Raw genomic sequence first — 21393 nt, 5'->3', positions numbered from 1 at the left:
TTCTCTCACGAGGTCGCCCCGGTGTAACGACGCAACCCAGCCCGCCAAGCCAGCGCTGCCAGGGAGGCTGCTCCTGCTGCTGCGAACACTCCGGCGAGCAGTACGCCGACTTCGGGTTCGCGGAGCAGTGCGGTTGAGGGGACACTTGCGATGAGCGCCATCGGGAAGACGTAGGTGAGGAGGATGCGGAGCGGGCGGGAGAAGACGTCAGTCGGGTAACGGCCGAGTTGCCAGGCCGAGTGGTAGAACACGTCCAACTGCAGCTTCGGTTCGTCGAGGAACAGCACCTCGGGGCGGTAGATCAGCGCCATCGCGAGGCCGACCCGCATCCGCTCGCCGAGGCTCAGTGCGCGGAGCTGCCGCTCCAGTAGCGGTTCGAGCTCGAGGAGCGCTTCGAGTTCGGCCAAGGTACGGCGGAACGTGGTGCGCGGGACGTCGTACAGCAGGCGCTGGTACTCGAGGGAGTCCATGACCGTCAGCTCCTGCGAACCGCCGACCGGTTGGCTGCCGCGCACGAACGCGATCCGCTTGAGGAAGGCGGAGCGGCGTTGCCAGGGGACGGTGCCGAGGACCCGCACCGCGCCGCCGGTCGGGTGCAGGATCCCGGAGAGGATCTTCATCGTTGTGGTCTTGCCGGCGCCGTTCGGGCCGATGAACCCCGCGACCTCACCCGAGGCGATCGTGAATGTCACCTCGTCGAGGGCCTGGACGGTTCTGTACTCGCGGCGTACCAGCGAACCGAATGCCGCCCTCAGCCCGCTCTTGCGGATCGGAGCCTTGTAGGACATCGAGAGGTTTTCCACGTCGACGGCTGTCATGGGGCGAACGTAGGTTCTAAAGACGACAACCCTTGGCTTGTTTTCTTGAGATAGTCGGAGGATGCGTGCCGAACGGCTCCTTCGACTGTTGCTGCATCTGCAGACGCGTGGTCAGTCGACGGTTGCGCAGCTGTCCGCCGCGCTCGACGTCTCGTCGCGCACGATTCAGCGGGACCTCGACGCGCTGAGCCTTGCCGGTGTTCCGGTGTACTCGATTCGCGGGCGCGGCGGTGGATGGACGCTGCTGCCCGACTACCGCAGCCGGCTGACCGGGCTGACGCCGTCTGAGGTGATGTCGGTCTTTGTCGGCGCGACCGCCCACGTCCTCGCGGACCTCGGCCTCGACGCCTCCAGCGAACTCGCCGTCACCAAGCTGATCGCATCACTTCCCGAAAGCACTCGGCGCGAGGCCGAATACGCCCGCCAACGCCTCCTGATCGACCACGCCGGCTGGGACGACCACCGCGAAGCCCCCCGCTGGCTCGACCTCTGCCGCCAAGCCCTCTGGCAAGAACACCACCTAGAAATCACGTACGGCGAACCACCGCGCGGCTCGTTCGCGGTCGCGCCGCTCGGGCTCGTCGCGAAAGCACGTACCTGGTATCTGGTCGCCGCCCGCACCGACGGCCGCCTCCGCACCTACCGCCTCTCCCGCCTGACCTCAGCCGAACTCACCACCGACACCTTCACCAGACCGGCCGGCTTCGACCTGACTGCCTACTGGTCCCAGTCCCAGCGCGAGTTCCAGGCCTCGCACCCGTCGTACCCAATCGTCCTGAAGGTCCACGACCACGCCCTCCGCCGCTTCCGCCCGACGTCACTCTTGCTCCCCACCGAAGACCCCGCCTGGTGGATCATCCACACCGACCTCGAGAACCCCGACGAAGCCCAAGCCGCCGTCCTAGCCCAAGCCGGCGCCGCCCAGGTCATCGCCCCACCCGAACTGATCACCCTGGTCCGCAACGCCGCCCGCGAAATCGCGAACAATCACTAGCACTCAGGCGCTCGGCAGCGTGAGGATCTCAGGACCGTCTGGAGTGATGGCGATCGTGTGTTCGGTGTGGGCGGTGCGGCAGCCGGTGATGCTGCGGAGGGTCCAGCCGTCGTCGTCGGTGACGAGTTCGGCGGTGTCCTGCATGACCCACGGCTCGAGGGCCAGCAGCAGGCCGGGGCGGAGCTGGTAGCCGCGGCCGGGCCTGCCCATGTTCGAGACGTGCGGGTCCTGGTGCATCGTCGAGCCGATGCCGTGACCGCCGAACTCCATGTTGATCTGGTACCCCGCGGCGCCGAGCACCGTCCCGATCGCTCGCGAAATGTCGCCGACGCGCGCGCCCGGCCGAGCGGCGGCGATCCCAGCCGCGAGTGCACGCTCGGTCGCGTCGATCATCGCCACATCTGCAGGAGCCTTGGTCTCACCCACGATGAAGCTGATCGCTGCGTCGGCCGCGATCCCGCCCAGCGAAACGGCGAGATCAAGCGTCAGCAGGTCGCCATCAGCCAGTTGGTAATCGGACGGTTTTCCGTGCAGTACGGCGTCGTTGACCGCCGTACAGATGTAGTGCCCGAACGGCCCGCGCCCGAACGACGCCTCGTAATCGACATAGCAGGACTGCCCTCCGGCCTCGGCGATCAGGGCCTTCGTCCACTGGTCGATGTCCAGCAGGTTCGTGCCGACCGCGGTGCGGCTCTTCAGCGACTGCAGAATCCCGCCGACCAGCGCACCGCTCTCTTTCGCCTGCGCCAGCTCACGCGCATCCAGGATCTCGATCATGCAATAACTATACCGGTCTTATTATCCCGGTACTATTATCGGGTCATGGTCAGACTGCCGCTCACCCCCGCAGAGGTCGAGCGCGGCGAACGCCTCGGCGCCCTCCTCCGCCGCGCCCGCGGCACCCGCTCGATGCTCCAAACCGCCCTGGACGCCGGCGTCTCCCCCGAAACCCTCCGCAAAATCGAGTCCGGCCGCGTCGCCACTCCGGCCTTCCCCACCATCGCGGCCATCGCCGACGTCCTCGGCCTGTCCCTCGACACCCTCTGGTCCGAGGTCAACCGGCCGGCCGCCAAGCGACTGGTTTCCTGAGCACCAGGAGCCTCAGGCCCTTTCGACCCGCGTCCTGCGCCCCGAAACCGCACCGGGCGCTCCGACGATCTCGTGCGCCTCACGAGCGGACATCGTCACCGGGTTGGGCGACTCGAACCCGGCCTCACCCCAGGCTCGATGCCACCGGCTCATCATCAGTCCGTGTCCTCCGCCGGCGCAGATCATCGCACCGACGAGGACGATCAGCCCAGGTGCCACGAGGTACCGGGCCGCGTCGACCCCGAGCCACCCCAGTACGACGCCGACCACGAAACACGCGAACGCCGCGGTGGTGAGTACGACGAGTCCGCGGACGAACCCGCCGATGACCTTCTTGTCCCGCGCGAGCCGATCGTCCAAGGCATCGAGCTCCGCGATCCCCAGCCGCCTGCTCGTGGTGTAACGCCCGTACAGCTGCTGGTGCGGCTGGTCACCCTTGGACCGCTGCCTGATCACGGTCCCGTCCGCGCCGACATGCCACTGGACCGTCCAGGGCTTCCTCGGCGAACTCATCCGCACTCAAACGTTGAAGCGGAACTCGACCTGGTCGCGTCGCGGATCAACGTCAGGGCTGTAGTTGGGTGGCTCCGCTTCGTACGGCGGTCCAATCGGTGGTGCGGATGCGAGAACTGGCGTGGGTGAGCCACTGGGCGCGCTCCTGGTGTTCGCGGTGGAGATTGGCGAGGTCGAGGTCGACGCCTGGGCGTGGGGAGGCTTCGACTTCGATGATGCGGGCTTCCATGGCGGCCATCAACGTGGTGTGAAGTTCGTCGACGGCGGAGACGAAGTCAGCGACGGTGACTGTGGTTCGCAGGGTTCGGGGCTCGGCGAAGTTGGCGGGGGCATTCCAGTCGATCGTGATGTCGTCACCGGTTCGCCAGCAGCGGAGGCTCGGCGGTTCGCGGAGGTAGCTGAAGTTCAGGCTCCGATCGGACCAGCAGTCGATGGCTGCGTCGACTGCTTCGGACTCGACCTCGCACCAGTCGCGGCTGTCGGATTCCAGGAAGTCGATCAGGTCGGGCGGCACTTCCTCGAGTGCTGCGGGCAGGAGCGCCAGCAGGTCCTCCCACAGCCGTACGACGTGGTAGTCGACGTACGGGATGTCGTAGTCGGCCGCGAACTTCAGCAGGTGAACATCACCCAGCTCGATCCGGTACCAGCCGTCAGTGAGGCCGAACCAATGCAGAGTCGGCCTGTCGCCGCCCCACAGCCCAACCTCCGCCAGCGGATGAAGACCGAACCGAAAGCGAATCGGCATCTCGAGACCCGACTGGCTCTTCCAACGCGAGATATCCGCGGCATGGGCAGAGGTAGAGAGGTCGTCCACGCCCGCCATGCTCACAGAGCGCCCCAGCCGCTGGCAACGAACCATCTGCCCTGGGAGCAAAGATGATGTAGCTCTCAAGCCAATTGCTGGACGAGACGTTTGCAGTGTTCGCGCAACGCAGGCAGGGTCCGGGCGCCAACCTCGTCCGCTCCCGGGATGCCCTGGGCCTGGACTACCGCACGCTCGAACGCATCCGGATACTGCTCGGCCAGCCCGCGGACGCGGCCAATCACCAGGTCGGCTTCCAGGCCCACAGTACCGGCGGCCTTCTCCCACTGCTTACGCCTTATCCGACTGAAGATCCGCTCGCCTCCGACGGAGAGCGCGACGCTTCGTTCGACCGATCCTCGGTCGTAGCTGAGACCTGTGGCGAGGTCGTAGAGGGGCGCTATCCGACGGCGGCCATCAGGAGCCAAGAGAAGCGCGATGTTCTTCGAGTGTCCATCAGGTGCGCCTGCGACGAGATTGACAGCCGCGAAGTCAGCGAGAGCCATCAAATCGTCGTCTCGCTCTGACGACCACTTCCTGACGGCACCTGCCATATCGGTGAGCCGGGGTCCACCACGGGACTCGTACTTCATGTCAGGAAGCCGGCCAAGCGCCTGACAGAAGTCCTCTTGATGGACGCGCACGACTGAACCGTCACGTCCGATGATGCGGTCGAAGCGCTCGACCACCAGGGCCCACTGGTCATCGAACTGAACAATGCGGCTTGCCGCAACGTCGACTCCGAGGTCAGATGCTGCAGCCATCGTGAGGTGTTCGACAAGCGCTTGGTGATGCAGGGCCTTGATACCGGGCTTGATGATGTGTGTCGTCGCAGCGGATCCGTGCGCCTCGTGCCATTGACCGGCGAGCATCGTGAGCGCGAACTTCTCCTGCTGTCCTCCCAACGACCAGTGCTCGCCGGGCATGCTCCAAGAGGCCGGCTCATCGACGAGTTCACGCAAGCGTTCAGCGATTTCGGTATCGCTGATCGGCTTGTACTCACCGTTCCGGCTCAGCAGGTCGTCAATCTCGTCCGGACGACAGAACTGCACCGCGCCAGGACATTCCCATCCCATCTCGGCCAGAATCGCGAAGATGTCGTCCGGCACTGCACCGAGCCGGTCGGCCCATCGCGCGAGCGTCTCTCTGTTTTCCGGAAGGAGCCCACGCAGGTAGGGCTCGACCCGTTGCTCCGAATACGTGGTCAGCGCGATCGGGAGTCGCAACGAGAGCGGCACAGCACCGGAAGCTGCATAGGCGCCCTCATAACTGAAGCTCGGAAGGTCTCCCCTCGCCATCCGCTCCAACCGGCCGACAACCTGTCCGTACAGCAGGACGGCCAAGCGCTCAGCCATGGTCGGATCGCGCCGGCTTGTGCCGGCCAGCGGACCACGCACGTCGGCGGATCTCCGCGCTGTGCTGGCGTTTGTCCATCAACTCTCGCATCGCGTCGAAATCCTGGCCGACACGATGAGCTGTAGCACTCGGCCCGTCCGCGGCAGGCGCAGTCGCACCAGAACGGAGAACCAACGATAAGCCGAGAGCGTCGAGCAGACGAAGAATCTGTTCGAACTCTGCTCCACGGTGACCTGCTTCAAGCTTTGCCAGCCAGGAACGAGAGACCCCGGCCCGGGCCGCCAACTCATGCTGACTCAACGCCAGCCGTGCACGCTCAGCCTTGATCGTCGCCCCGAACTTGTTCCAGTCTGCGATCGTGACATCGCGCATTCGATCCCTCCCTCCGTTGTCCTCGTTCATAGACAGTGTGCCTCTGTACACGAACGAAGACAAGAAGCCGGTGTCTACGAACGAAGACACTGGCGAACACGAAGGCGGCATCAGAAACCTCACGGTGATCACCGAGTCGTCGACAAGCTCGAGGCGTGTACCGCACACCATCCCGTCGCCGCCATCAGGTCAAAGGCACGATTGTCCGTCGCACGTTCTTCCCGGCGTGGATCGCGGCCGACCCGCATCCTGGCGCACGCTCGCCCCGCGGTGGCCATCACTCGCAGTACGTCGGACTACAGCGCCGGATCGTCCGCCTAGGGACCGCGCCCAGGGATCCTTGCGCGTGCAATGTTTTTGGTGCCGAGAGCTCACGTCTCGGACTAAGCGTGCGGTGAGGCTATCGTTTGCGTATGGCCGACGAAAAGGATCCTGAAGATCGCCTGCCGGTCTTTCTATTCTTGGACGAATCCGGAACCGCGCCAACTGATCCCCTGACAATGGTTGGCGCAACCGCATATCACGATGTCGCCCGAGCGGAAGCGGCGATCATTGACGCATACGGGCGCACGCTAGGTGATGCTTCTTTGTGGCACCGTTCATCGAAGCGTCGAAGATTCTCAGAAGTTGGCTTCCATTTCACTGAAGACAGCGAGTCAGTCGGAAACACCTTTCTCTCGGCGCTCGATTCGATCGATTACCGAGCTTACGCAGCCTATTCAAGAAACGATGCGCAACTCAGCACGACCGACCTCATTGTGGCAATGTACGGCACGTTGCTGTCAAGCGTCCTTGCTCGATACCGCGACTACAAGCTCACTGTCGTATTTGAGCAGAACTCGACGATGGATCCACTGTACGGAAAAATTTGGTCGGTGCTGCAGAATACGATCCCTGGTATCGGGTCGGCCACAGCACTACGTGGCACGAAGTCCGCACCATGCCTGGCGGCGACGGACTACGTTCTTGGCGTCACGCGAGCGCACCTTTTAGAAGGTGCCTCAGACTTCCAAGAGGGGCGCTTCGTCGCATTGGGCAGAAGCTACGCTTACCTCATCGACTTCGACGACGACCGACACCTGGGCGGCAGAAAGCACCCTATACTGTAGACGCTGGGGGTGCCGCAGCCTTGGGGACGAGTCGTCCCCGTGACCATGTGATGTGTGAGAATCCCGCTATGGCACCCCCGGTCCCACTCTTTGAGTTCACGTGTCATCAGTCTGTCGCCTCGCTGGAAGTCCCGCTTGGCAAGCCAACCCACGCTCTGGAACACCTGGCCACGACTTGCGACTCCGGCGGGGCCTACCAGCTGAATTACTTCTGGATTCGCAATAAGCTGCGAAGCGTCTCCGTCCCGAACCACCAGCTGGATCTTGTTCACCGACGGATAAACTCCCTTATTTCCCCGTCGACCTGGCAATGAGAAGAGAGGTTAACGGGTTCATAGCCCGAAGATCTACGATCACAAACGCCCGGCCGCACGCCGGAGCCAGATATCTGCAAAAATTTGATATCAAAGATTTTTTCATCAACATAAGAACGCTTCAGATTCGGGCCGCGCTACGCAATATCGGTTTTGGCCCCGGCGCGGCTACCATGCTCAGCCGGCTAGTTTCATGTAATGATCGAATCCCTCTCGGAGCCAGGACGAGCCCGCGCATTTCGAATCTGGTATTGATGTCGTTCGACGATGCCATGATTGCGCTAGCTGACGAACGGGACCTTGCCTACACTCGCTACGCTGATGACCTGTCATTCAGTGCCCAAGCCATGTTTGACGTAAGCAGCGAGGTCCGCGCAGCCTTGACCTCCAGCGGATTCGAATTGAATGCATCGAAGACGAAGTCGTTCAAGCATGGACAGCCGATGTTCGTCACCGGATTGGCGATTTCCGACGCATCAAGGCCGCGTCTTCGCAAGCGACTCAAATCGCGACTCCGCCGCGAGTTCTACTTCGTCGAGAGGTTCGGCTTGGCAGGACATGCCAACAAGATCGGTGCCCACCCCGAGCGCACGGCGAGTCGGCTGCTGGGCCAGTTCCATTATGCGAGGTCCGTTGAACCAGAGTTCGCCACCCGATTGGAAGCCAAGTATCCGACCGCCTTCGGCGAGCTGATTCCTCAGCGAACCGATGACCGCGTCGAACGCGCGCAGCGCTCCAGGCGAGAATTCCTGACTGACGTAGAGAACGCGCCACAGCAGACTCTGCCGTTCTATACGCCGACGGCATCGCTGCCGTTCGTCCCGGCCCACCGTGCGGTTGAGTGACCGACCGAACGTGCGAGATGCAGGCCTAAGCTCCTCCACCGGGGGATTGAGCCCAGAGCCGAGGCGTCCGTCAGCGCCTCGCCGAGCTTCGGTGGCGACCGCCTCGCGAGGCTGCGCCGGAGGCGCCAAAGGAACAGGCGCCGCCGGAGGCGGTGTCCTTTAGACGTTGAAGCGGAACTCGACCACGTCGCCGTCCTGCATGACGTAGTCCTTGCCTTCCATACGGACCTTGCCGGCGGAGCGGGCGGCGTTCAGGGTGCCGGCTTCGATGAGGTCGTCGAAGGAGACGATTTCGGCCTTGATGAAGCCGCGCTGGAAGTCGGTGTGGATGACGCCGGCGGCTTCGGGGGCGGTGGCGCCGCGTTTGATGGTCCAGGCGCGGGATTCCTTGGGACCGGCGGTCAGGTAGGTCTGCAGGCCCAGGGTGTCGAACCCGACGCGCGCCAGTACGTCGAGACCGGGCTGCTCGATGCCCATCTCGGCGAGCATCTCGCGGGCCTCGTCCTCGTCGCCGAGCTCGACCAGTTCGGCCTCGAACTTCGCGTCCAGGAAGATCGCCTCGGCCGGCGCCACCAGGTCCCGCATCTTCTGCTTGAGATCCTCGTCGGCGAGCTCGTCGGAGTCGCAGTTGAAGACGTACAGGTACGGCTTCGCGGTCATCAGCATCAGCTCGCGGATCGCGTCCCGGTCGACGCCGGTGGCGATGATCGGCGTACCGGCCTCGAGGTGCTTCTGCGCCTCCCGGACCGCCTCCAGGACGACCGCCGACTCCTTCTTCAGCCGGGCTTCCTTCTCCAGCCGCGGGATCGCCTTCTCGACGGTCTGCAGGTCGGCGAGGATCAGCTCGGTCTGGATCGTGGAGATGTCGTCGGCCGGCGAGACCTTGCCGTCGACGTGCGTGACGTCGTCGTCGCGGAACACCCGGGTGACCTGGCAGATCGCGTCCGACTCGCGGATGTGGCTGAGGAACTTGTTGCCCAGGCCCTCACCCTCCGACGCGCCGCGGACGATGCCGGCGATGTCGACGAACTGGACGGTGGCGGGAATCACCTTCTGCGAGCTGTACAGCTCGGCGAGCTTCCCCAGCCGCGGGTCCGGGACACCGACCACTCCGACGTTCGGCTCGATGGTCGCGAACGGGTAGTTCGCGGCGAGTACGTCGTTCTTGGTCAGCGCGTTGAACAGGGTGGACTTGCCCGCGTTCGGGAGCCCGACGATTCCGATGGTGAGTGCCACGGGAGGCAAGGTTACGCGGCCGGACCGCCGTACCCCCAATCCGCGTCAGATCAGGAACGCCTCGAGCTCCGCGCCGTACCAGCGGCTGGTGCGGCCGATCGGGCGCATGCCGAGCCGCCCGCAGACGGCCAGCGACGCGACATTGGCCGGGCGGACGACCGCGTAGATCTGCCCGATCCCGGCCCGGAACCCGTGCTCGATCGCACCCCGCGCCGACTCGGTCGCCAGGCCGCGGCCCCAGGCGTCCGGATGGAAATGCCACCCGACCTCGACCTCGCCGCGGCCTGCGGTACCGTCCGTCGGGTCCGGTAGCGGGGTCAGTAGTACGGTGCCCGCGATCGTCCCGGTGGCCCGTTCCTCCACGGCCCAGACGCCGTACGGCGCCTCGCGGCTGCGCTCGTTCCACCGCATGATCGCCTTCGTCGCCGCCCCGCGATCGGTCATCACCCGGGGCTCGGCGCCGAGCCAGCGGGACACCTCCCAGCGACGGTAGATGTCGAAGACCCGGTCGCCGTCCGGGTCCGCCCAGTCCCGCACCACCAGCCGGTCAGTCTCGAAAACCACCATGCTCCCCACCTCCCTAGGCTGTTCCTAAATGGCCGAACTACGTGATCGCAAGCAACGTCTCCATCCTGTGACCACTTGGACGGATCGGATCGGGATTCCCTCACGCTTCGTGTTCGGCTGCCTGCAATTCCTGCGGTTCGGGTGGCTGGAGGTGGTGTCGTGCCTGTTTCCCGGGTTCCTGTTCGCGGGCCTGGCGATCTCGAAGTACGTCCACCTCCCGATCGCCCGGTACGACGCGCTTCTGATCTACTGCCTCGGCCTGACACTGCTGTTCTGGGTGGTGCGGCTGGAGACGTGGCGTGAGGTCGCGGTGATCTTCGGGTTCCACCTGGTCGGGCTCGGGCTGGAGCTGTTCAAGGTCCGGGTCGGTTCGTGGCAGTACCCGGGCGACGCGGTGACGAAGGTCGCCGGCGTACCGCTGTTCGCGGGGTTCATGTACGCCGCGGTCGGCAGCTACCTGTGTCAGGCGTGGCGCCGGTTCGACCTCCGGGTGAGCAACTACCGGCCGGTCCTGACCACGATCTTCGCGGTGCTGATCTACGCGAACTTCTTCACCCATCAGTGGATCCCCGACCTGCGGATCCCGATCGCACTCGGTCTGCTCGTCGTGTTGCGTCGTACCTGGGTCTTCTTCACGGTCGGCGTACGGCGCTACCGGATGCCGCTGGCGTTGTCGTTCGCGCTGATCGGGTTCTTCCTGTGGATCGCGGAGAACTTCGGCACGTTCCTCGACGCCTGGAACTATCCCGACCAGGTGAGTGTGTGGCGGCTCGTCCATCCGTCGAAGTTCGGCGCGTGGTCGTTGCTGGTGAGCATGAGTTTCGTGCTCGTCGCGAGCGTGAAGTCCTTGGAGGGCCGGCTGTACCACCGCGGCGGAACCGCAACAGTCGAGACATCACCGCAACACGGCAACGCCAACCAAGCTGACGGGTAAGGCGTCTTCTGTGATGTGAGGGCGCCTGAGGGGGCGCTGGGGAACCGCCTTAGGTACAAGGGGAAAGTCATGTCCCGTAAGTTCGCCGCATTCGTCGCGACCGGGGTGGCGCTGGCCGTCGTCGTCGGTTCGTTGCTGGTCCTGGCACTCGGGCACGAGCGGCAACCACGACCGGCCGCCGCCACCACGCAGAGCACGACAACGCCGGCGCCGACACCTACGGAGACACCGACGCTGAACGCGCCGCCGTCGAAGCCGCGCAAGCCGGCGCCGAACCCGACCGCGGAATTTGCCTCCGGCAACAAGAAGGTGTTGTTCTTCAGTTTCGACGACGGGCCGGACCCGTACTGGACGCCGAAGGTCCTGCAGGTCCTGAAGAAGTACGGCGCCCACGCGACGTTCTTCGAGCTCGGCTCCATGCAGGCCGCGCACCCCGGGCTGCGCGAGCAGGTGCTCGCCGCCGGTCACACGATCGGCAGCCACTCGATCACGCACCCGCAGCTGACCGCGATCTCGGCGGCGAAGCGGCACCACGAGATCTTCGACGGACCTGAGTCGACCTGCTTCCGCCCGCCGTACGGCGCCTCGAACCCGAAGGTCCGCGCCGACATCAAGGCGGCCGGCATGGTCCAGGTGCTGTGGGACGTCGACCCGCGCGACTGGGCCCGCCCGGGGACGAACGCGATCGTGCACAACATCCTCACCCACGCGCACAACCACAACATCATCCTGATGCACGACGGCGGCGGCAACCGCGCCCAGACCGTCGCGGCCTTGGACAAGGTCCTCCCGCTCCTGAAGGCCCAGGGCTACACGTTCCCCGCGAGGAACTGCTGAGCGGCGGACGATGGCAGACATGGATGCTTCCCGACAGCTGTACGGCCTCGCCTCCGGCTTCCAGGTGACGCAGGCGATCCACGTCGCCGCGACGTTGCGGATCAGCGATCTGCTCGCCGACGGCCCGAAGAGCCTGCCCGAGCTCGCCGAGCTGACCTCGTCGGACCCTGCGGCGCTGGCCCGGCTGCTGCGCGCGCTGACGGCCGTCGGGCTGTATGCCGACACCGAGGGCAGGTACGAGAACACCGAGCTCGGCGACGCGTTGCGGACCGATGCGCCGCACTCGATCGCCGGCTGGGCCTGGTACGTCGGTCAGGGTTCGCAATGGCAGGCGTACGGCGCTCTGGAGCACAGCATCCGTACCGGTGAGACCGCGTTCCCTGCCGTCCACGGCGAATCGCTCTGGTCGTACCGCGCGACGCACCCGCCGGAACGCGAGCTCTTCGACGCCGCCATGCTCTCGGTCTCGAAGACCCAGGCGGACGCGATCGCGTCGGCGTACGATTTCGGCCGCTTCCCGACGATCGTGGACGTCGGCGGTGGCCGCGGTCTGCTGCTCAGCACGCTGTTGTCGCGCCGCTCCGGCGTCGAGGGCGTGCTCTTCGACCAGCCCGCTGTCGTCGCGGGAGCGCACGAGGTGCTGCTCGCGGCGGGCGTAGCGGACCGCTGCCAGGTGGCCGGAGGCAACTTCCTCGAGGCGGTCCCGGAGGGATCTCTGCACCTGCTCAAGTCGGTGCTCCACGACTGGACGGACGCCGAGGCCATCGAGATCCTCCGCAACTGCCGGCGCGCGATGCCCGCGGACGGCCGGCTGCTGATCCTCGAACAACTGCTGGATCAGGCACCGGATCCCGTCCGTACGGCGTTCACCGATCTCAACATGCTCGTGATGACCGGCGGCCGGGAACGCACCACGGACGAGTACCGCAGCCTGCTCGCCGCGGCCGGTCTGACGCTCCTCAGGACGATCCCGACCGCCAGCGACATGTTCGTCATCGAGGCTTCTTGAGCGTGGGATTCAGAAACTGTCGGTGGGCTTCGGCACTATCTGTGACATGACCGGTACGACGGTGTTGCTGATCCTGCTCTTCCTCGTGGTGGGGCTGTTGCTGGGGGCTGTGTTCGGCGTGCTGTGGGTGCGCGGGCGGGACGGTGCCGCGCTGGCGCGGATCACGGCTGAGCGTGACGCGGCCGAGGACCGGGTGGTCGAGCTGACGCAGGAGCGGACGAGTGTCGGGCAGCAGATGGGCGGGCAGGCCGTCGTCAAGGAAGCGCTGGATCGCCTGCACGCGCAGCTGAATCAGCTCGAGCAGGGTCGTGCCGCGTGGCAGAGTCAGCTGCACCAGCAAGTGAACGAGGTGCGGATGAGCGGCGAGGCCTTACGCCGCGAGACGGCCTCGTTGTCGACCGCGTTGCGCAAGCCGCAGGTGCGCGGACGGTGGGGCGAGCTGCATCTGCGCCGGACCGTCGAGCTCGCCGGGATGGTTGCCCACTGCGACTTCACCGAGCAGACGACCACCGTCGCGGAGGACGGCATCCTGCGGCCCGATCTCGTGGTGAGACTTGCCGAGGGCAAGAATCTGGTCGTCGACTCGAAGGTGCCACTGGCCGCGTTCCTCGACGCGAGCGAGTCCGACGACGCGGAGTACCGCGAGGACCGGTTGCGGGCGCACGCACGGCACCTGCGCACCCATGTCGACCAGTTGGCGGCGAAGGCGTACTGGACGCGCCTGTCGCCGTCGCCGGAGTTCGTCATCCTCTTCGTGCCGGGTGAGTCGTTCCTGTCGGCCGCGCTCGACATCGAGCCCTCCCTGCTCGAGTACGCCGCTGAGCGCCGGGTGATCCTCGCGACGCCGACCACGCTGATCGCGACACTGCGCGCGGCGGCGTACGCGTGGAACCAGTCGGCGTTGACCGAGTCCGCGCAGCAGGTCTTCGAGCTCGGCCGGGAACTGTACGAGCGGCTCGGCACGATGGGCGACCATCTCGGCCGCGTCGGGCGGTCGCTGACGTCGGCGGTGGAGGCGTACAACGGGACGGTTGGGTCGTTCGAGCGGCGGGTGTTCATCACCGCGCGCAAGCTCCGCGACCTGCACGTCACCGAGGCCGAGCTGACCGCGATGGAGTCGATCGAAGCGTCCGTGCGTCCGCTCACCGCGCCCGAGTTCGTCGCGCTGGACGAGTCACCGACCACGAGGCGCTGGCCGCCCTCGCAAACCGGCTGACCATTCCTCGCCCTGGAAGTGCGGCGGGCTGGACTCGGCCGGCCTGAACAAGCAGTATCCGCCGTCGACCGTGACGCTCGGCGGGCTGCTCAAGCACTTGGCGCTGGTAGACACGCCCTCACTGTCGGAAAGCCGACAGTAGTGAGCTGTTGACAGTCGGTGTCCCCCTCACGCAACGATGAGAGCGCTCTCTCAGGCGGACGTGAGGAGAAAGAAATGCGCTTCAGAACCAGAGTGCTGGGTGTCGTCGCGGCTGCGGTGGCTGTCGCCGGCGTGTTGTCGGCGGCCCCGGACCGGCCGGCCGACGCGGCCGTACCGGCGACCATTCCGCTGACGATCACCAACAACTCGGGTCGCGGCGACCCGGTCTACATCTACAACCTGGGCACGAACCTGGCCACCGGGCAGCAGGGCTGGGCCGACGCCTCGGGGACATTCCACGCCTGGCCGGCCGGCGGCAACCCGCCGACCCCGGCGCCGGACGCGTCGATCGCCGGTCCCGCCAACGGGCAGTCGGTCACGATCCAGATGTCGAAGTTCTCCGGCCGCGTCTACTTCTCGTACGGCCAGAAGCTGGTCTTCAAACTCACCACGGGCGGCCTCGTGCAACCCGCCGTACAGAACCCGAGCGATCCGAACCGGAACATCCTGTTCCACTGGTCGGAGTACACGCTCAACGACGCCGGCCTGTGGATCAACAGCACGCAGGTCGACATGGTCTCGGCGCCGTACGCCGTGAGCGTGAAGGCCGGGGACGGATCCACGAAGACCACCGGGCATCTCAAGGCCGGCGGCTACAACGCGGTCTACGACGGTCTCCGCAACGCCCCCGGCGGGTGGGGCGGCCTGATCCAGACGGCGCCTGACGGGTCGGTCCTGCGCGCGCTCTCCCCGCTATTCGGCGTCGAGACCGGCGCGATCCCGGCGAGCGCGATGGACGACTACATCAACCGCGTGTGGTCGAAGTACAGCTCCGAGACCCTGACGGTCACGCCGTTCGGCGACCAGCCGAACACCAAGTACTTCGGCAAAGTCGAAGGCGGCGTCATGAACTTCAGGAACAGCTCCGGCGCTGTCGTCACGTCGTTCCAGAAGCCCGACTCGGCCAGCGTCTTCGGCTGCTTCAAGTTGCTGGACGCGCCGAACGACCAGGTCCGCGGCCCGATCTCCCGGACTCTGTGCGCCGGCTACAACCGCTCCACGCTGCTGACGAACCCGAACCAGCCGGACCCCAACGACGCGAACTTCTACCAGGACGCGGTCACCAACCACTACTCGAAGATCATCCACTCCCAGATGGTCGACGGCCACGCGTACGGGTTCGCCTTCGACGACGTCGGCAACCACGAGGCGCTCGTCCACGACGGGAACCCGCAGCAGGCCGGACTGATCCTCGATCCGTTCAACTGACGGTCTTGACTCCTTGCTCGGTTAGTGGCAGCTTACCGTTCGTGGGAACTTACGGATCACTCGAAGCAGCCGGGCCGGTGCTGGACGCGCTCGGCGACCCGACGCGCCGGGTGATCCTCGAGACGCTGCGTACCGGCGGGCCGTGCTCGGTCGGCGTACTGGCCGAGCGCGTGCCCGTCAGCCGGCCCGCGATCTCGCAGCACCTGAAGGTGCTCGGCGCGGTCGGTCTGGTGCAGCACGAGTCGCGCGGGACCCGGAACATCTACCGGGTCCACCAGGCGGGTCTCGGCGAGCTGCGCAGCTGGCTCGACCAGTTCTGGGGCGACGCGTTGCAGGCGTACGCCGACCACGTTCGCCAGACCGAGGAGGAACGGAAATGACTGTGGAACAAGACCTCTCGCCGTTGGTGAAGACCGTCGTCGTACCAGTCGGGGTCGACCGCGCGTTCGAGGCGTTCACCGCGGAGACGTCGGCGTGGTGGCCGCTGTTCAGCCATTCGGTCGGCGAGGCGGCGGCGACCGAGGTACGGCTGGAAGGCGCCGTCGGCGGGCGCATCGTGGAGTACGGCGCCGACGGCGAGATCGCCACCTGGGGCACCCTGTCGGACTGGGATCCGCCGAAGTCGCTGAGCTTCAGCTGGCACCCCGGCCAGGATCCGTCGGAAGCCGGACAGGTCACCGTGACGTTCGACGCGACCGACGACGGCACGCAGGTCCAACTCGTGCACTCCGGCTGGGAGCGCCGCGGCGACGGCGGCCGGGCCCGCCTCAGCTACGACACGGGCTGGGACTACGTGCTGGGCAAGTATGTGGAGCACGCCCGATAGTTGAGGGATGGCGAATCCTCCTGTTGACGCGCGCGCCCTGGAAGCCTCGCTGCGGCCGCATGGTGAATCGGTCATGCTGCCGCGGGCGGCGTACGTCGATCCGGAGGTGCTCGCCTGGGAGCGCCGGCACTTCTTCGCCGGCACCTGGACGTGCCTCGGCCGCGTCGACGAGCTGGCCGACGGTACGACGTACCGCGAGGTGACCGTCGGCGACATCGCGACGGTTGTCACGTTCGGCGACGTACCGCGGGCGTTCGCGAACACGTGCCGGCATCGCGGTCACGAGCTGCTCCAGCGGGACGAGACGAGTGACCGGCGGGCCGTGGTGTGCCCGTACCACGGGTGGTCCTACGAGCTCGACGGCTCGGTGAAGGCCGCGCCGCGGATGGGCGATTCCTTCGACACGGCGCCGTACGGGCTGGTCGAGCTGCCGACCGAGGTGTGGCAGGGCTGGCTGTTCGTCAACGCGACCGGTACGGCGGCGGCGTTCGAGGACCATCTCGGCGGGATCACCGGGCTCGTCGCGCCGTACGCGCCGGAAACCCTTGTACTGAAGGCGCGACACGCGTACGACGTGGCGGCGAACTGGAAGACGATCGTGGAGAACTACCACGAGTGCTACCACTGCCCGCTGATCCATCCCGAGCTGTGCAAAGTGTCACCGCCGACCTCGGGCGACAACTGGAACCTGCCCGGCGCGTGGGTCGGCGGGCTGATGGACCTGCGACCGGACGCCGAGACGATGTCACTCGACGGCCGGTCGCGCGGGGTCCCGATCGACGGCGTCGACCCGCGGCAGGTCAACTACCTCGGCCTGTTCCCGAACCTGCTGATCTCACTGCATCCCGACTACGTGATGACCCATCGCCTCGAACCGCGCGCACCAGGCCTGACCGCGATCGAGTGCTCCTGGTACTTCCGGCCCGAGGTGACGGACCCGTCGTACGCCGTGGAGTTCTGGGACATCACGAACCGCGAGGACTGGGCCGCCTGCGAGTCGGTCCAGCGCGGCGCGGAGTCCCCGCACTTCCGCCCCGGCCCGCTGGCCCCGGCCGAGGACGCCGTCTACCAATGGGTGACGATGCTCGCCCGCGGCTACCTCGGGAAACCCCTCAGTACCCCAGCGTGAAGCGGCGGCCGTTGTGGGCGGGGGTTTCCGCTTCGTCGATCAGCGCGACGGCGTAGTCCTCGGCTGAGATGTTGGTGCCGACCGGCTCGTCGAGGCCGAGGCGGAAGGTGCCGGTGCGTTCACCCGGGGCGATCACGAAAGCCGGGGAGAGCATGGTCCAGTTCACGTCGCTCGCGCGCAGGTTCTCGAGCGCCTGCGAGACGGTGAGCGACTCGTTCTTGTAGTCGGCCGGGAAGTCCGGCCCGTCGACCACCCGGTTGCCGTCGACCACCAGGCTGCCGGCGCCGCCGACCACGAACAGTCGGGTCGCCGTCCCCCGCACCGCGGCGATCAGGGTGTCGACCGCGTCCAGGTACTCCTGGTGGTCACCGCCGGTCCGGCTCGGCCCGATCGCCGCGACCAGCACGTCCGAGTCCGCCGCCAGCTCCTTGGCCGCGGCCACGTCGTTCGCGCTCCCCTGCACCGCGCGGACGCCGTCCGGCAGTTCGCCGCCCGAGCGCGTCACGCCGGCCACCTCGTGCCCGCGGCCCACCGCCTCGGCCGCCACCCGGCTGCCGACCATGCCACTCGCGCCGAACACCGCGATCTTCATCTCTGCTCCTTGTCTGTTGACCTGACCTCGACGGTATCCATTGGTAACTGGCTACTTCAACGTGCTATAAGTACCTTGTGGTAACCAAAGGCAACGCGTTCGACCCGAACTGCCCGACCCGCACGATCCTCGACCGGATCGGCGACAAGTGGACGGTGCTCGTCGTCCTGAGCCTGCGCAGCGGCCCGCTCCGCTTCACCGAGCTCCGCGACCGCATCGGCCAGGTCGCGCCCAAGGTCCTCACCCAGACGCTGCGCCGGATGGAGCGCGACGGCCTGATCACCCGCGAGGTCTACCCGGAGATCCCGCCGAAGGTCGTCTACACCCTGACCCCGATGGGCGACTCCCTGATCGGCCCGATCAGCGTGATCACCGACTGGGCCGAAACCCACCTCCCCGCGATCACGAAGGCGCAGGCGGCGTACGACGGCGTCTGAAATCGTCCGTTTCCGCGCTCAACCTTTACGCTCCGCTCGGGCATCACAAGTCTGACCGAGTTGAACGAGATGGGGGGCTGGGGATGGACCCAGGACGCGACCACGAATTCGCGGAGTTCGTGGACGGGAGATTCACCGCACTGCAGCGGTTCGGCTACCTGCTGACCGGTGAGTGGCATCTGGCCGAGGATCTGGTGCAGACCGCGCTGACCAAGGTGTGGTTCCACCGCAACTCCTTGCGGAGCGGCAACGCGCTGGAGAGTTACACGCGGACCGTGATGGTGAACACCAGCACGCAGTGGTGGCGGCGGAAGTGGCGCGGCGAGACGCCGACCGAACAGTTGCCGGAGGCGCCGTCCCACGAGCAGTACGGCTCGGTCGACGACCGGGATCTGTTGCTGCGGGCACTGGCCACACTCCCCCGGCGTACACGTGCAGCGCTGGTCCTGCGGTACTTCGAGGACCTGCCGGAGGCCGAGATCGCCCAGATCATGGGCTGCTCGGTCGGCACCGTGAAGTCGAGCGTCTCCCGCGGGCTGGCCAAGCTCCGCGAGCATCACCTCGTCGCCGCCATTTCCGCTCCGGCCCAGAAGGAGGGCTGAACCATGACCGACGATCTCAAGCAGCAGTTCGAGCGACTCGTCGCCGACCCGCCGCCGCCCAGCACAGTCCCGAGCGAGTCCGTGTTCGCCCGGGTTCGCACGGTACGGCGTCGTCGTACCGCCGGCGCACTGACCCTGGCCGCCGCCGCGGTGGTCGCCGTCGCCGTTGCCACGAGCAACCTCACGGACATCGGCAGCAGCCCGCCGGTCACCAACAGCCCGAGCGCACCGGTGACGATCGTCACCGGCCCCCCGACCAGCACGCAGTCGACGGTGGCACCGACCACGACCGGAACGTCCACCACCGGAACGACCACGACCACGCACGGGACGACGACCGGCACGCCGGGCGCCGGGACCACCCAGGGCACCGTGAAGCCGACGGGCACGACGACGACGGGAGCCGGCACCACGAACACGCCACCGCCGGTTCGGCCGATCCAGGTCGGTGTCGTGCTCAAGCCGACCGTCACCGGCCGCACCGTCGCGGTGAAGGTGACCGTCTCGGGCACCGTCATCGTGCCCACGGTCGACGGGAAGAACCTGCCCGCCGACACGTCGTTCCTCAACCTGTCCGGCGGCACGAACTACTACTGGGGCGATGGCGAACAGGGCGGTTCGGACGGCGGCTCGGCCGGATGCGGTGGTACGACGCGGAAGACCGGTCGCGAGACGTACTCGATCGAGACGCACACCTACGCGAAGCCGGGCACGTACACACTGCGCTACGAAGTGCGGTACTGCACCGCCAAGAACACAGCGTTCACGTTCACCAAGACCATCAAGGTGACGGTCAAATAGTCCAGGCGTGGTCGGAGGTGCCGGTGGTGGGGAGGCCGGCTGCCTTCAGGTCGGCGCGGAGGTCGCGGGGGAGGGCGAAGGTCAGGCTCTCCTCCGCGGTCGTGATCTCGTGAACGTCGCCGTACCCGCGCTCGGCCAGCCAGCGCAGGACGTCGCGGACCAAGACCTCCGGCACGCTCGCGCCGCTGCTGACGCCGACCGAGTCGACGCCGTCGAGCCAGGCGTCGTCGATCTCGTCGGCGTAGTCGACCAGGTAGCCGGCCTTCGCGCCGTGCTCGACCGCGACCTCGACCAGGCGCACCGAGTTCGACGAGTTCCGGGAGCCGACGACGATCATCAGGTCGGCTTCCGGGGCCAGCTTCTTGACCGCGGCCTGGCGGTTCTGGGTGGCGTAGCAGATGTCGTCACTCGGCGGGTCCTGCAGGTGCGGGAACCGCTCGCGCAGGCGCCGTACCGTCTCCATCGTCTCGTCGACCGACAGCGTGGTCTGCGACAGCCAGACGACCTTCTCGGGGTCGCGGACGGTGACGTTCGGTACGTCGTCCGGGCCGTCGACCAGCGTCACGTGCTTCGGGGCCTCGCCGGAGGTGCCGATGACCTCCTCGTGCCCCTCGTGGCCGATCAGCAGGATGTCGTAGTCGGTCGCGGCGAACCGCTTCGCCTCGTGGTGCACCTTCGTGACCAGCGGGCAGGTCGCGTCGATGGTCTTCAGCTGCCGCGCGGCAGCCTCCTCGTGCACCACCGGGGCGACACCGTGCGCGGAGAAGATGACGGTCTCGCCCTCGGGCACCTCGTCGGTCTCGTCGACGAAGATCGCTCCACGCTTCTGCAGCGTCTCGACGACGTACTTGTTGTGCACGATCTCCTTGCGCACGTAGACCGGCGGCCCGTACAGGTCGAGCGCCTTCTCCACCGCCACCACGGCCCGGTCCACACCCGCGCAGTACCCACGCGGCGCGGCAAGCAGCACACGCTTTGTCGTCGTACCGATGGCGTCAGGTTGAGAAGTCACGGTGCCCATCGTACGGGCCGCGTTCACACCCGCCGGAGCTGGACCAGATGGCCGATCGTCAGTCCGAGACCACACAAAGTCAGCGCCAGCCCGGCATTCCCGAACGATGTCAGGCCCGGATGGTCCGACCCGGTCCCCGGCTTCGTGATCAGCATCACGGCGATCAGCACCGTGAAGATCGCGATCACGACGGGTGGGCCGGCTGTCGTCGCGGGCCGCAGGGTCGCCCAGGCGAGCGCGACGACCAAGCCGAACATCATCATCAGCCCCAGAGCCGCCGGGCCGCCGGCCGGTCGTGCGGCCGTCTCCCACAGCGTCCCGTAGGTGCCCTCGAGGATCGGCTGGAACGCGATCACGACACAGACCACGGCCAGCGGGCCGTACAGCCGGGCATAGCCGGCCGCGATGCGTTCCTTGGCCACGTGCGGCTCCACGTCGTACCTCCTCGTACCGTGCCGGCGAACATCCAGCATGACGGCCGAAGGGGTCGAGGACGGGTGGGTTGCCATAAGCAACGTACGTCGGGGAGCCGTCCGCCCTGTCCGGACGGCTCCTCCGCGGGAGGTGTACCTG

The 21393-nt window shown here is 66.6% G+C and carries 27 protein-coding genes; 15 read left to right on the top strand and 12 right to left on the bottom strand.

All coding sequences use genetic code 11. The features are described 5' to 3' along the window. Nucleotides 1-5 precede the first annotated feature (5 nt). Nucleotides 6-818, bottom strand: coding sequence for an ATP-binding cassette domain-containing protein (locus E0H92_RS10910; protein WP_131496131.1), 813 nt, complete (start codon nt 816-818; stop codon nt 6-8). A gap of 61 nt (nt 819-879) precedes the next feature. On the opposite strand from E0H92_RS10910, the gene E0H92_RS10905 reads away from it, so the two are divergent. Next, nucleotides 880-1812 (top strand): helix-turn-helix transcriptional regulator, encoded by a 933-nt coding sequence (locus E0H92_RS10905; protein WP_131496130.1) that lies wholly within the window; start codon nt 880-882, stop codon nt 1810-1812. A 3-nt stretch (nt 1813-1815) separates the two neighbouring features. Here E0H92_RS10905 and map read toward each other — a convergent pair whose 3' ends face one another. Next, entirely contained in the window at nt 1816-2589 is a 774-nt protein-coding gene (gene map, locus E0H92_RS10900) for a type I methionyl aminopeptidase (RefSeq protein WP_131467250.1), read from the bottom strand. A gap of 45 nt (nt 2590-2634) precedes the next feature. Between map and E0H92_RS10895 the strand changes: the two genes are divergently transcribed. After that, on the top strand, nt 2635-2901 hold the full coding sequence (locus E0H92_RS10895) for a helix-turn-helix domain-containing protein (RefSeq protein WP_131467249.1): 267 nt from the start codon (nt 2635-2637) through the stop codon (nt 2899-2901). 12 nt (nt 2902-2913) lie between these two features. Here the strand turns inward: E0H92_RS10895 and E0H92_RS10890 are convergent, their stop codons facing one another. From E0H92_RS10890 to E0H92_RS45740, 5 genes are all read right to left on the bottom strand, one after another. Beyond that, nucleotides 2914-3414, bottom strand: a complete 501-nt coding sequence (locus E0H92_RS10890; protein ID WP_131496129.1) for a hypothetical protein — start codon at nt 3412-3414, stop codon at nt 2914-2916. A 52-nt stretch (nt 3415-3466) separates the two neighbouring features. Then, the gene (locus E0H92_RS10885) at nt 3467-4159 is read right to left on the bottom strand and encodes a DUF5984 family protein (RefSeq protein ID WP_131496128.1); all 693 of its coding nucleotides are present in this window, start codon (nt 4157-4159) and stop codon (nt 3467-3469) included. Nucleotides 4160-4302: 143 nt separating this feature from the next. Further along, on the bottom strand, nt 4303-5571 hold the full coding sequence (locus E0H92_RS10880; protein WP_131467244.1) for a type II toxin-antitoxin system HipA family toxin: 1269 nt from the start codon (nt 5569-5571) through the stop codon (nt 4303-4305). After that, nucleotides 5564-5944, bottom strand: a complete 381-nt coding sequence (locus E0H92_RS10875) for a helix-turn-helix domain-containing protein (RefSeq protein WP_131496127.1) — start codon at nt 5942-5944, stop codon at nt 5564-5566. Before E0H92_RS10875 ends, E0H92_RS10880 begins: the two co-directional genes overlap by 8 nt. A 128-nt stretch (nt 5945-6072) precedes the next feature. Further along, nucleotides 6073-6231 (bottom strand): DUF6357 family protein, encoded by a 159-nt coding sequence (locus E0H92_RS45740; protein ID WP_420843814.1) that lies wholly within the window; start codon nt 6229-6231, stop codon nt 6073-6075. Between the two features lie 126 nt (nt 6232-6357). Here E0H92_RS45740 and E0H92_RS10870 point away from each other — a divergent pair, with 126 nt between their 5' ends. Next, nucleotides 6358-7053: a hypothetical protein gene (locus E0H92_RS10870; protein WP_131496126.1), complete on the top strand. Its 696-nt coding sequence runs from the start codon at nt 6358-6360 to the stop codon at nt 7051-7053. A 310-nt stretch (nt 7054-7363) separates the two neighbouring features. Beyond that, nucleotides 7364-8212: a reverse transcriptase family protein gene (locus tag E0H92_RS10865; protein ID WP_131496125.1), complete on the top strand. Its 849-nt coding sequence runs from the start codon at nt 7364-7366 to the stop codon at nt 8210-8212. A 159-nt stretch (nt 8213-8371) separates the two neighbouring features. Here the strand turns inward: E0H92_RS10865 and ychF are convergent, their stop codons facing one another. Beyond that, entirely contained in the window at nt 8372-9448 is a 1077-nt protein-coding gene (gene ychF / locus E0H92_RS10860; protein ID WP_131467237.1) for a redox-regulated ATPase YchF, read from the bottom strand. A gap of 45 nt (nt 9449-9493) precedes the next feature. Continuing rightward, on the bottom strand, nt 9494-10015 hold the full coding sequence (locus tag E0H92_RS10855) for a GNAT family N-acetyltransferase (protein WP_131496124.1): 522 nt from the start codon (nt 10013-10015) through the stop codon (nt 9494-9496). 67 nt (nt 10016-10082) lie between these two features. Here E0H92_RS10855 and E0H92_RS10850 point away from each other — a divergent pair, with 67 nt between their 5' ends. The 8 genes from E0H92_RS10850 to E0H92_RS10810 all read left to right on the top strand — a co-directional run bounded on the left by E0H92_RS10850 (nt 10083) and on the right by E0H92_RS10810 (nt 17376). Next, nucleotides 10083-10949 carry a DUF817 domain-containing protein gene (locus E0H92_RS10850; protein ID WP_238173371.1) on the top strand — a complete coding sequence of 289 codons (867 nt, stop codon included), beginning with the start codon at nt 10083-10085 and terminating at the stop codon, nt 10947-10949. A gap of 69 nt (nt 10950-11018) precedes the next feature. Beyond that, nucleotides 11019-11786, top strand: coding sequence for a polysaccharide deacetylase family protein (locus E0H92_RS10845; RefSeq protein WP_131496123.1), 768 nt, complete (start codon nt 11019-11021; stop codon nt 11784-11786). A 19-nt stretch (nt 11787-11805) separates the two neighbouring features. Then, nucleotides 11806-12795: a methyltransferase gene (locus E0H92_RS10840; protein ID WP_131496122.1), complete on the top strand. Its 990-nt coding sequence runs from the start codon at nt 11806-11808 to the stop codon at nt 12793-12795. Between the two features lie 46 nt (nt 12796-12841). Beyond that, nucleotides 12842-14011 (top strand): DNA recombination protein RmuC, encoded by a 1170-nt coding sequence (locus E0H92_RS10835; protein ID WP_131285687.1) that lies wholly within the window; start codon nt 12842-12844, stop codon nt 14009-14011. A gap of 216 nt (nt 14012-14227) precedes the next feature. After that, the gene (locus tag E0H92_RS10825; RefSeq protein ID WP_131496121.1) at nt 14228-15421 is read left to right on the top strand and encodes a glycoside hydrolase family 64 protein; all 1194 of its coding nucleotides are present in this window, start codon (nt 14228-14230) and stop codon (nt 15419-15421) included. 41 nt (nt 15422-15462) lie between these two features. After that, entirely contained in the window at nt 15463-15801 is a 339-nt protein-coding gene (locus E0H92_RS10820) for an ArsR/SmtB family transcription factor (protein ID WP_202873568.1), read from the top strand. Further along, nucleotides 15798-16247 carry an SRPBCC domain-containing protein gene (locus E0H92_RS10815; protein ID WP_131467230.1) on the top strand — a complete coding sequence of 150 codons (450 nt, stop codon included), beginning with the start codon at nt 15798-15800 and terminating at the stop codon, nt 16245-16247. Before E0H92_RS10820 ends, E0H92_RS10815 begins: the two co-directional genes overlap by 4 nt. Before the next feature lie 7 nt (nt 16248-16254). Beyond that, nucleotides 16255-17376 carry an aromatic ring-hydroxylating oxygenase subunit alpha gene (locus E0H92_RS10810; RefSeq protein ID WP_131496120.1) on the top strand — a complete coding sequence of 374 codons (1122 nt, stop codon included), beginning with the start codon at nt 16255-16257 and terminating at the stop codon, nt 17374-17376. Here E0H92_RS10810 and E0H92_RS10805 read toward each other — a convergent pair. Continuing rightward, entirely contained in the window at nt 17360-17968 is a 609-nt protein-coding gene (locus E0H92_RS10805; RefSeq protein WP_131496119.1) for an NAD(P)-dependent oxidoreductase, read from the bottom strand. The two genes, E0H92_RS10810 and E0H92_RS10805, sit on opposite strands and share 17 nt — an antisense overlap. Nucleotides 17969-18045: 77 nt before the next feature. Here E0H92_RS10805 and E0H92_RS10800 point away from each other — a divergent pair, with 77 nt between their 5' ends. The 3 genes from E0H92_RS10800 (at nt 18046) to E0H92_RS10790 (ending at nt 19808) form a co-directional block, all read left to right on the top strand. Beyond that, nucleotides 18046-18405: a winged helix-turn-helix transcriptional regulator gene (locus tag E0H92_RS10800; RefSeq protein WP_131496118.1), complete on the top strand. Its 360-nt coding sequence runs from the start codon at nt 18046-18048 to the stop codon at nt 18403-18405. An 83-nt stretch (nt 18406-18488) separates the two neighbouring features. Then, nucleotides 18489-19007 (top strand): SigE family RNA polymerase sigma factor, encoded by a 519-nt coding sequence (locus E0H92_RS10795; RefSeq protein WP_131467226.1) that lies wholly within the window; start codon nt 18489-18491, stop codon nt 19005-19007. A gap of 3 nt (nt 19008-19010) precedes the next feature. Beyond that, complete coding sequence (locus E0H92_RS10790) at nt 19011-19808, top strand: hypothetical protein (protein WP_131496117.1); 798 nt, start codon at nt 19011-19013, stop codon at nt 19806-19808. Here the strand turns inward: E0H92_RS10790 and E0H92_RS10785 are convergent. Continuing rightward, nucleotides 19801-20829, bottom strand: a complete 1029-nt coding sequence (locus tag E0H92_RS10785; protein WP_131467457.1) for a 4-hydroxy-3-methylbut-2-enyl diphosphate reductase — start codon at nt 20827-20829, stop codon at nt 19801-19803. The genes E0H92_RS10790 and E0H92_RS10785 overlap by 8 nt on opposite strands. Nucleotides 20830-20843: 14 nt before the next feature. Then, nucleotides 20844-21254, bottom strand: coding sequence for a hypothetical protein (locus E0H92_RS10780; RefSeq protein WP_131467224.1), 411 nt, complete (start codon nt 21252-21254; stop codon nt 20844-20846). Nucleotides 21255-21393 lie beyond the last annotated feature (139 nt).

The sequence above is a fragment of the Kribbella speibonae genome (genome assembly GCF_004331375.1).
Taxonomy (GTDB): domain Bacteria; phylum Actinomycetota; class Actinomycetes; order Propionibacteriales; family Kribbellaceae; genus Kribbella; species Kribbella sindirgiensis.
This window is presented reverse-complemented; position numbering and strand designations above follow the sequence as displayed.

Bases quoted from the DNA above. Each gene is read 5' to 3' on its own strand.
- map (WP_131467250.1), bottom strand. From the start codon at position 2,589: ATGATCGAGATCCTGGATGCGCGTGAGCTGGCGCAGGCGAAAGAGAGC.
- E0H92_RS10910 (WP_131496131.1), bottom strand. From the start codon at position 818: ATGACAGCCGTCGACGTGGAAAACCTCTCGATGTCCTACAAGGCTCCG.
- E0H92_RS10880 (WP_131467244.1), bottom strand. From the start codon at position 5,571: ATGGCTGAGCGCTTGGCCGTCCTGCTGTACGGACAGGTTGTCGGCCGG.
- E0H92_RS10845 (WP_131496123.1), top strand. From the start codon at position 11,019: ATGTCCCGTAAGTTCGCCGCATTCGTCGCGACCGGGGTGGCGCTGGCC.
- E0H92_RS10905 (WP_131496130.1), top strand. From the start codon at position 880: ATGCGTGCCGAACGGCTCCTTCGACTGTTGCTGCATCTGCAGACGCGT.
- E0H92_RS10790 (WP_131496117.1), top strand. From the start codon at position 19,011: ATGACCGACGATCTCAAGCAGCAGTTCGAGCGACTCGTCGCCGACCCG.
- E0H92_RS10785 (WP_131467457.1), bottom strand. From the start codon at position 20,829: ATGGGCACCGTGACTTCTCAACCTGACGCCATCGGTACGACGACAAAG.
- E0H92_RS10870 (WP_131496126.1), top strand. From the start codon at position 6,358: ATGGCCGACGAAAAGGATCCTGAAGATCGCCTGCCGGTCTTTCTATTC.
- E0H92_RS10855 (WP_131496124.1), bottom strand. From the start codon at position 10,015: ATGGTGGTTTTCGAGACTGACCGGCTGGTGGTGCGGGACTGGGCGGAC.
- E0H92_RS10815 (WP_131467230.1), top strand. From the start codon at position 15,798: ATGACTGTGGAACAAGACCTCTCGCCGTTGGTGAAGACCGTCGTCGTA.
- E0H92_RS10810 (WP_131496120.1), top strand. From the start codon at position 16,255: ATGGCGAATCCTCCTGTTGACGCGCGCGCCCTGGAAGCCTCGCTGCGG.
- E0H92_RS10825 (WP_131496121.1), top strand. From the start codon at position 14,228: ATGCGCTTCAGAACCAGAGTGCTGGGTGTCGTCGCGGCTGCGGTGGCT.
- E0H92_RS10890 (WP_131496129.1), bottom strand. From the start codon at position 3,414: ATGAGTTCGCCGAGGAAGCCCTGGACGGTCCAGTGGCATGTCGGCGCG.
- E0H92_RS10885 (WP_131496128.1), bottom strand. From the start codon at position 4,159: ATGCCGATTCGCTTTCGGTTCGGTCTTCATCCGCTGGCGGAGGTTGGG.
- E0H92_RS10795 (WP_131467226.1), top strand. From the start codon at position 18,489: ATGGACCCAGGACGCGACCACGAATTCGCGGAGTTCGTGGACGGGAGA.
- E0H92_RS10895 (WP_131467249.1), top strand. From the start codon at position 2,635: ATGGTCAGACTGCCGCTCACCCCCGCAGAGGTCGAGCGCGGCGAACGC.
- E0H92_RS10840 (WP_131496122.1), top strand. From the start codon at position 11,806: ATGGATGCTTCCCGACAGCTGTACGGCCTCGCCTCCGGCTTCCAGGTG.
- E0H92_RS10805 (WP_131496119.1), bottom strand. From the start codon at position 17,968: ATGAAGATCGCGGTGTTCGGCGCGAGTGGCATGGTCGGCAGCCGGGTG.
- E0H92_RS10875 (WP_131496127.1), bottom strand. From the start codon at position 5,944: ATGCGCGATGTCACGATCGCAGACTGGAACAAGTTCGGGGCGACGATC.
- E0H92_RS10835 (WP_131285687.1), top strand. From the start codon at position 12,842: ATGACCGGTACGACGGTGTTGCTGATCCTGCTCTTCCTCGTGGTGGGG.
- E0H92_RS10865 (WP_131496125.1), top strand. From the start codon at position 7,364: ATGAGAAGAGAGGTTAACGGGTTCATAGCCCGAAGATCTACGATCACA.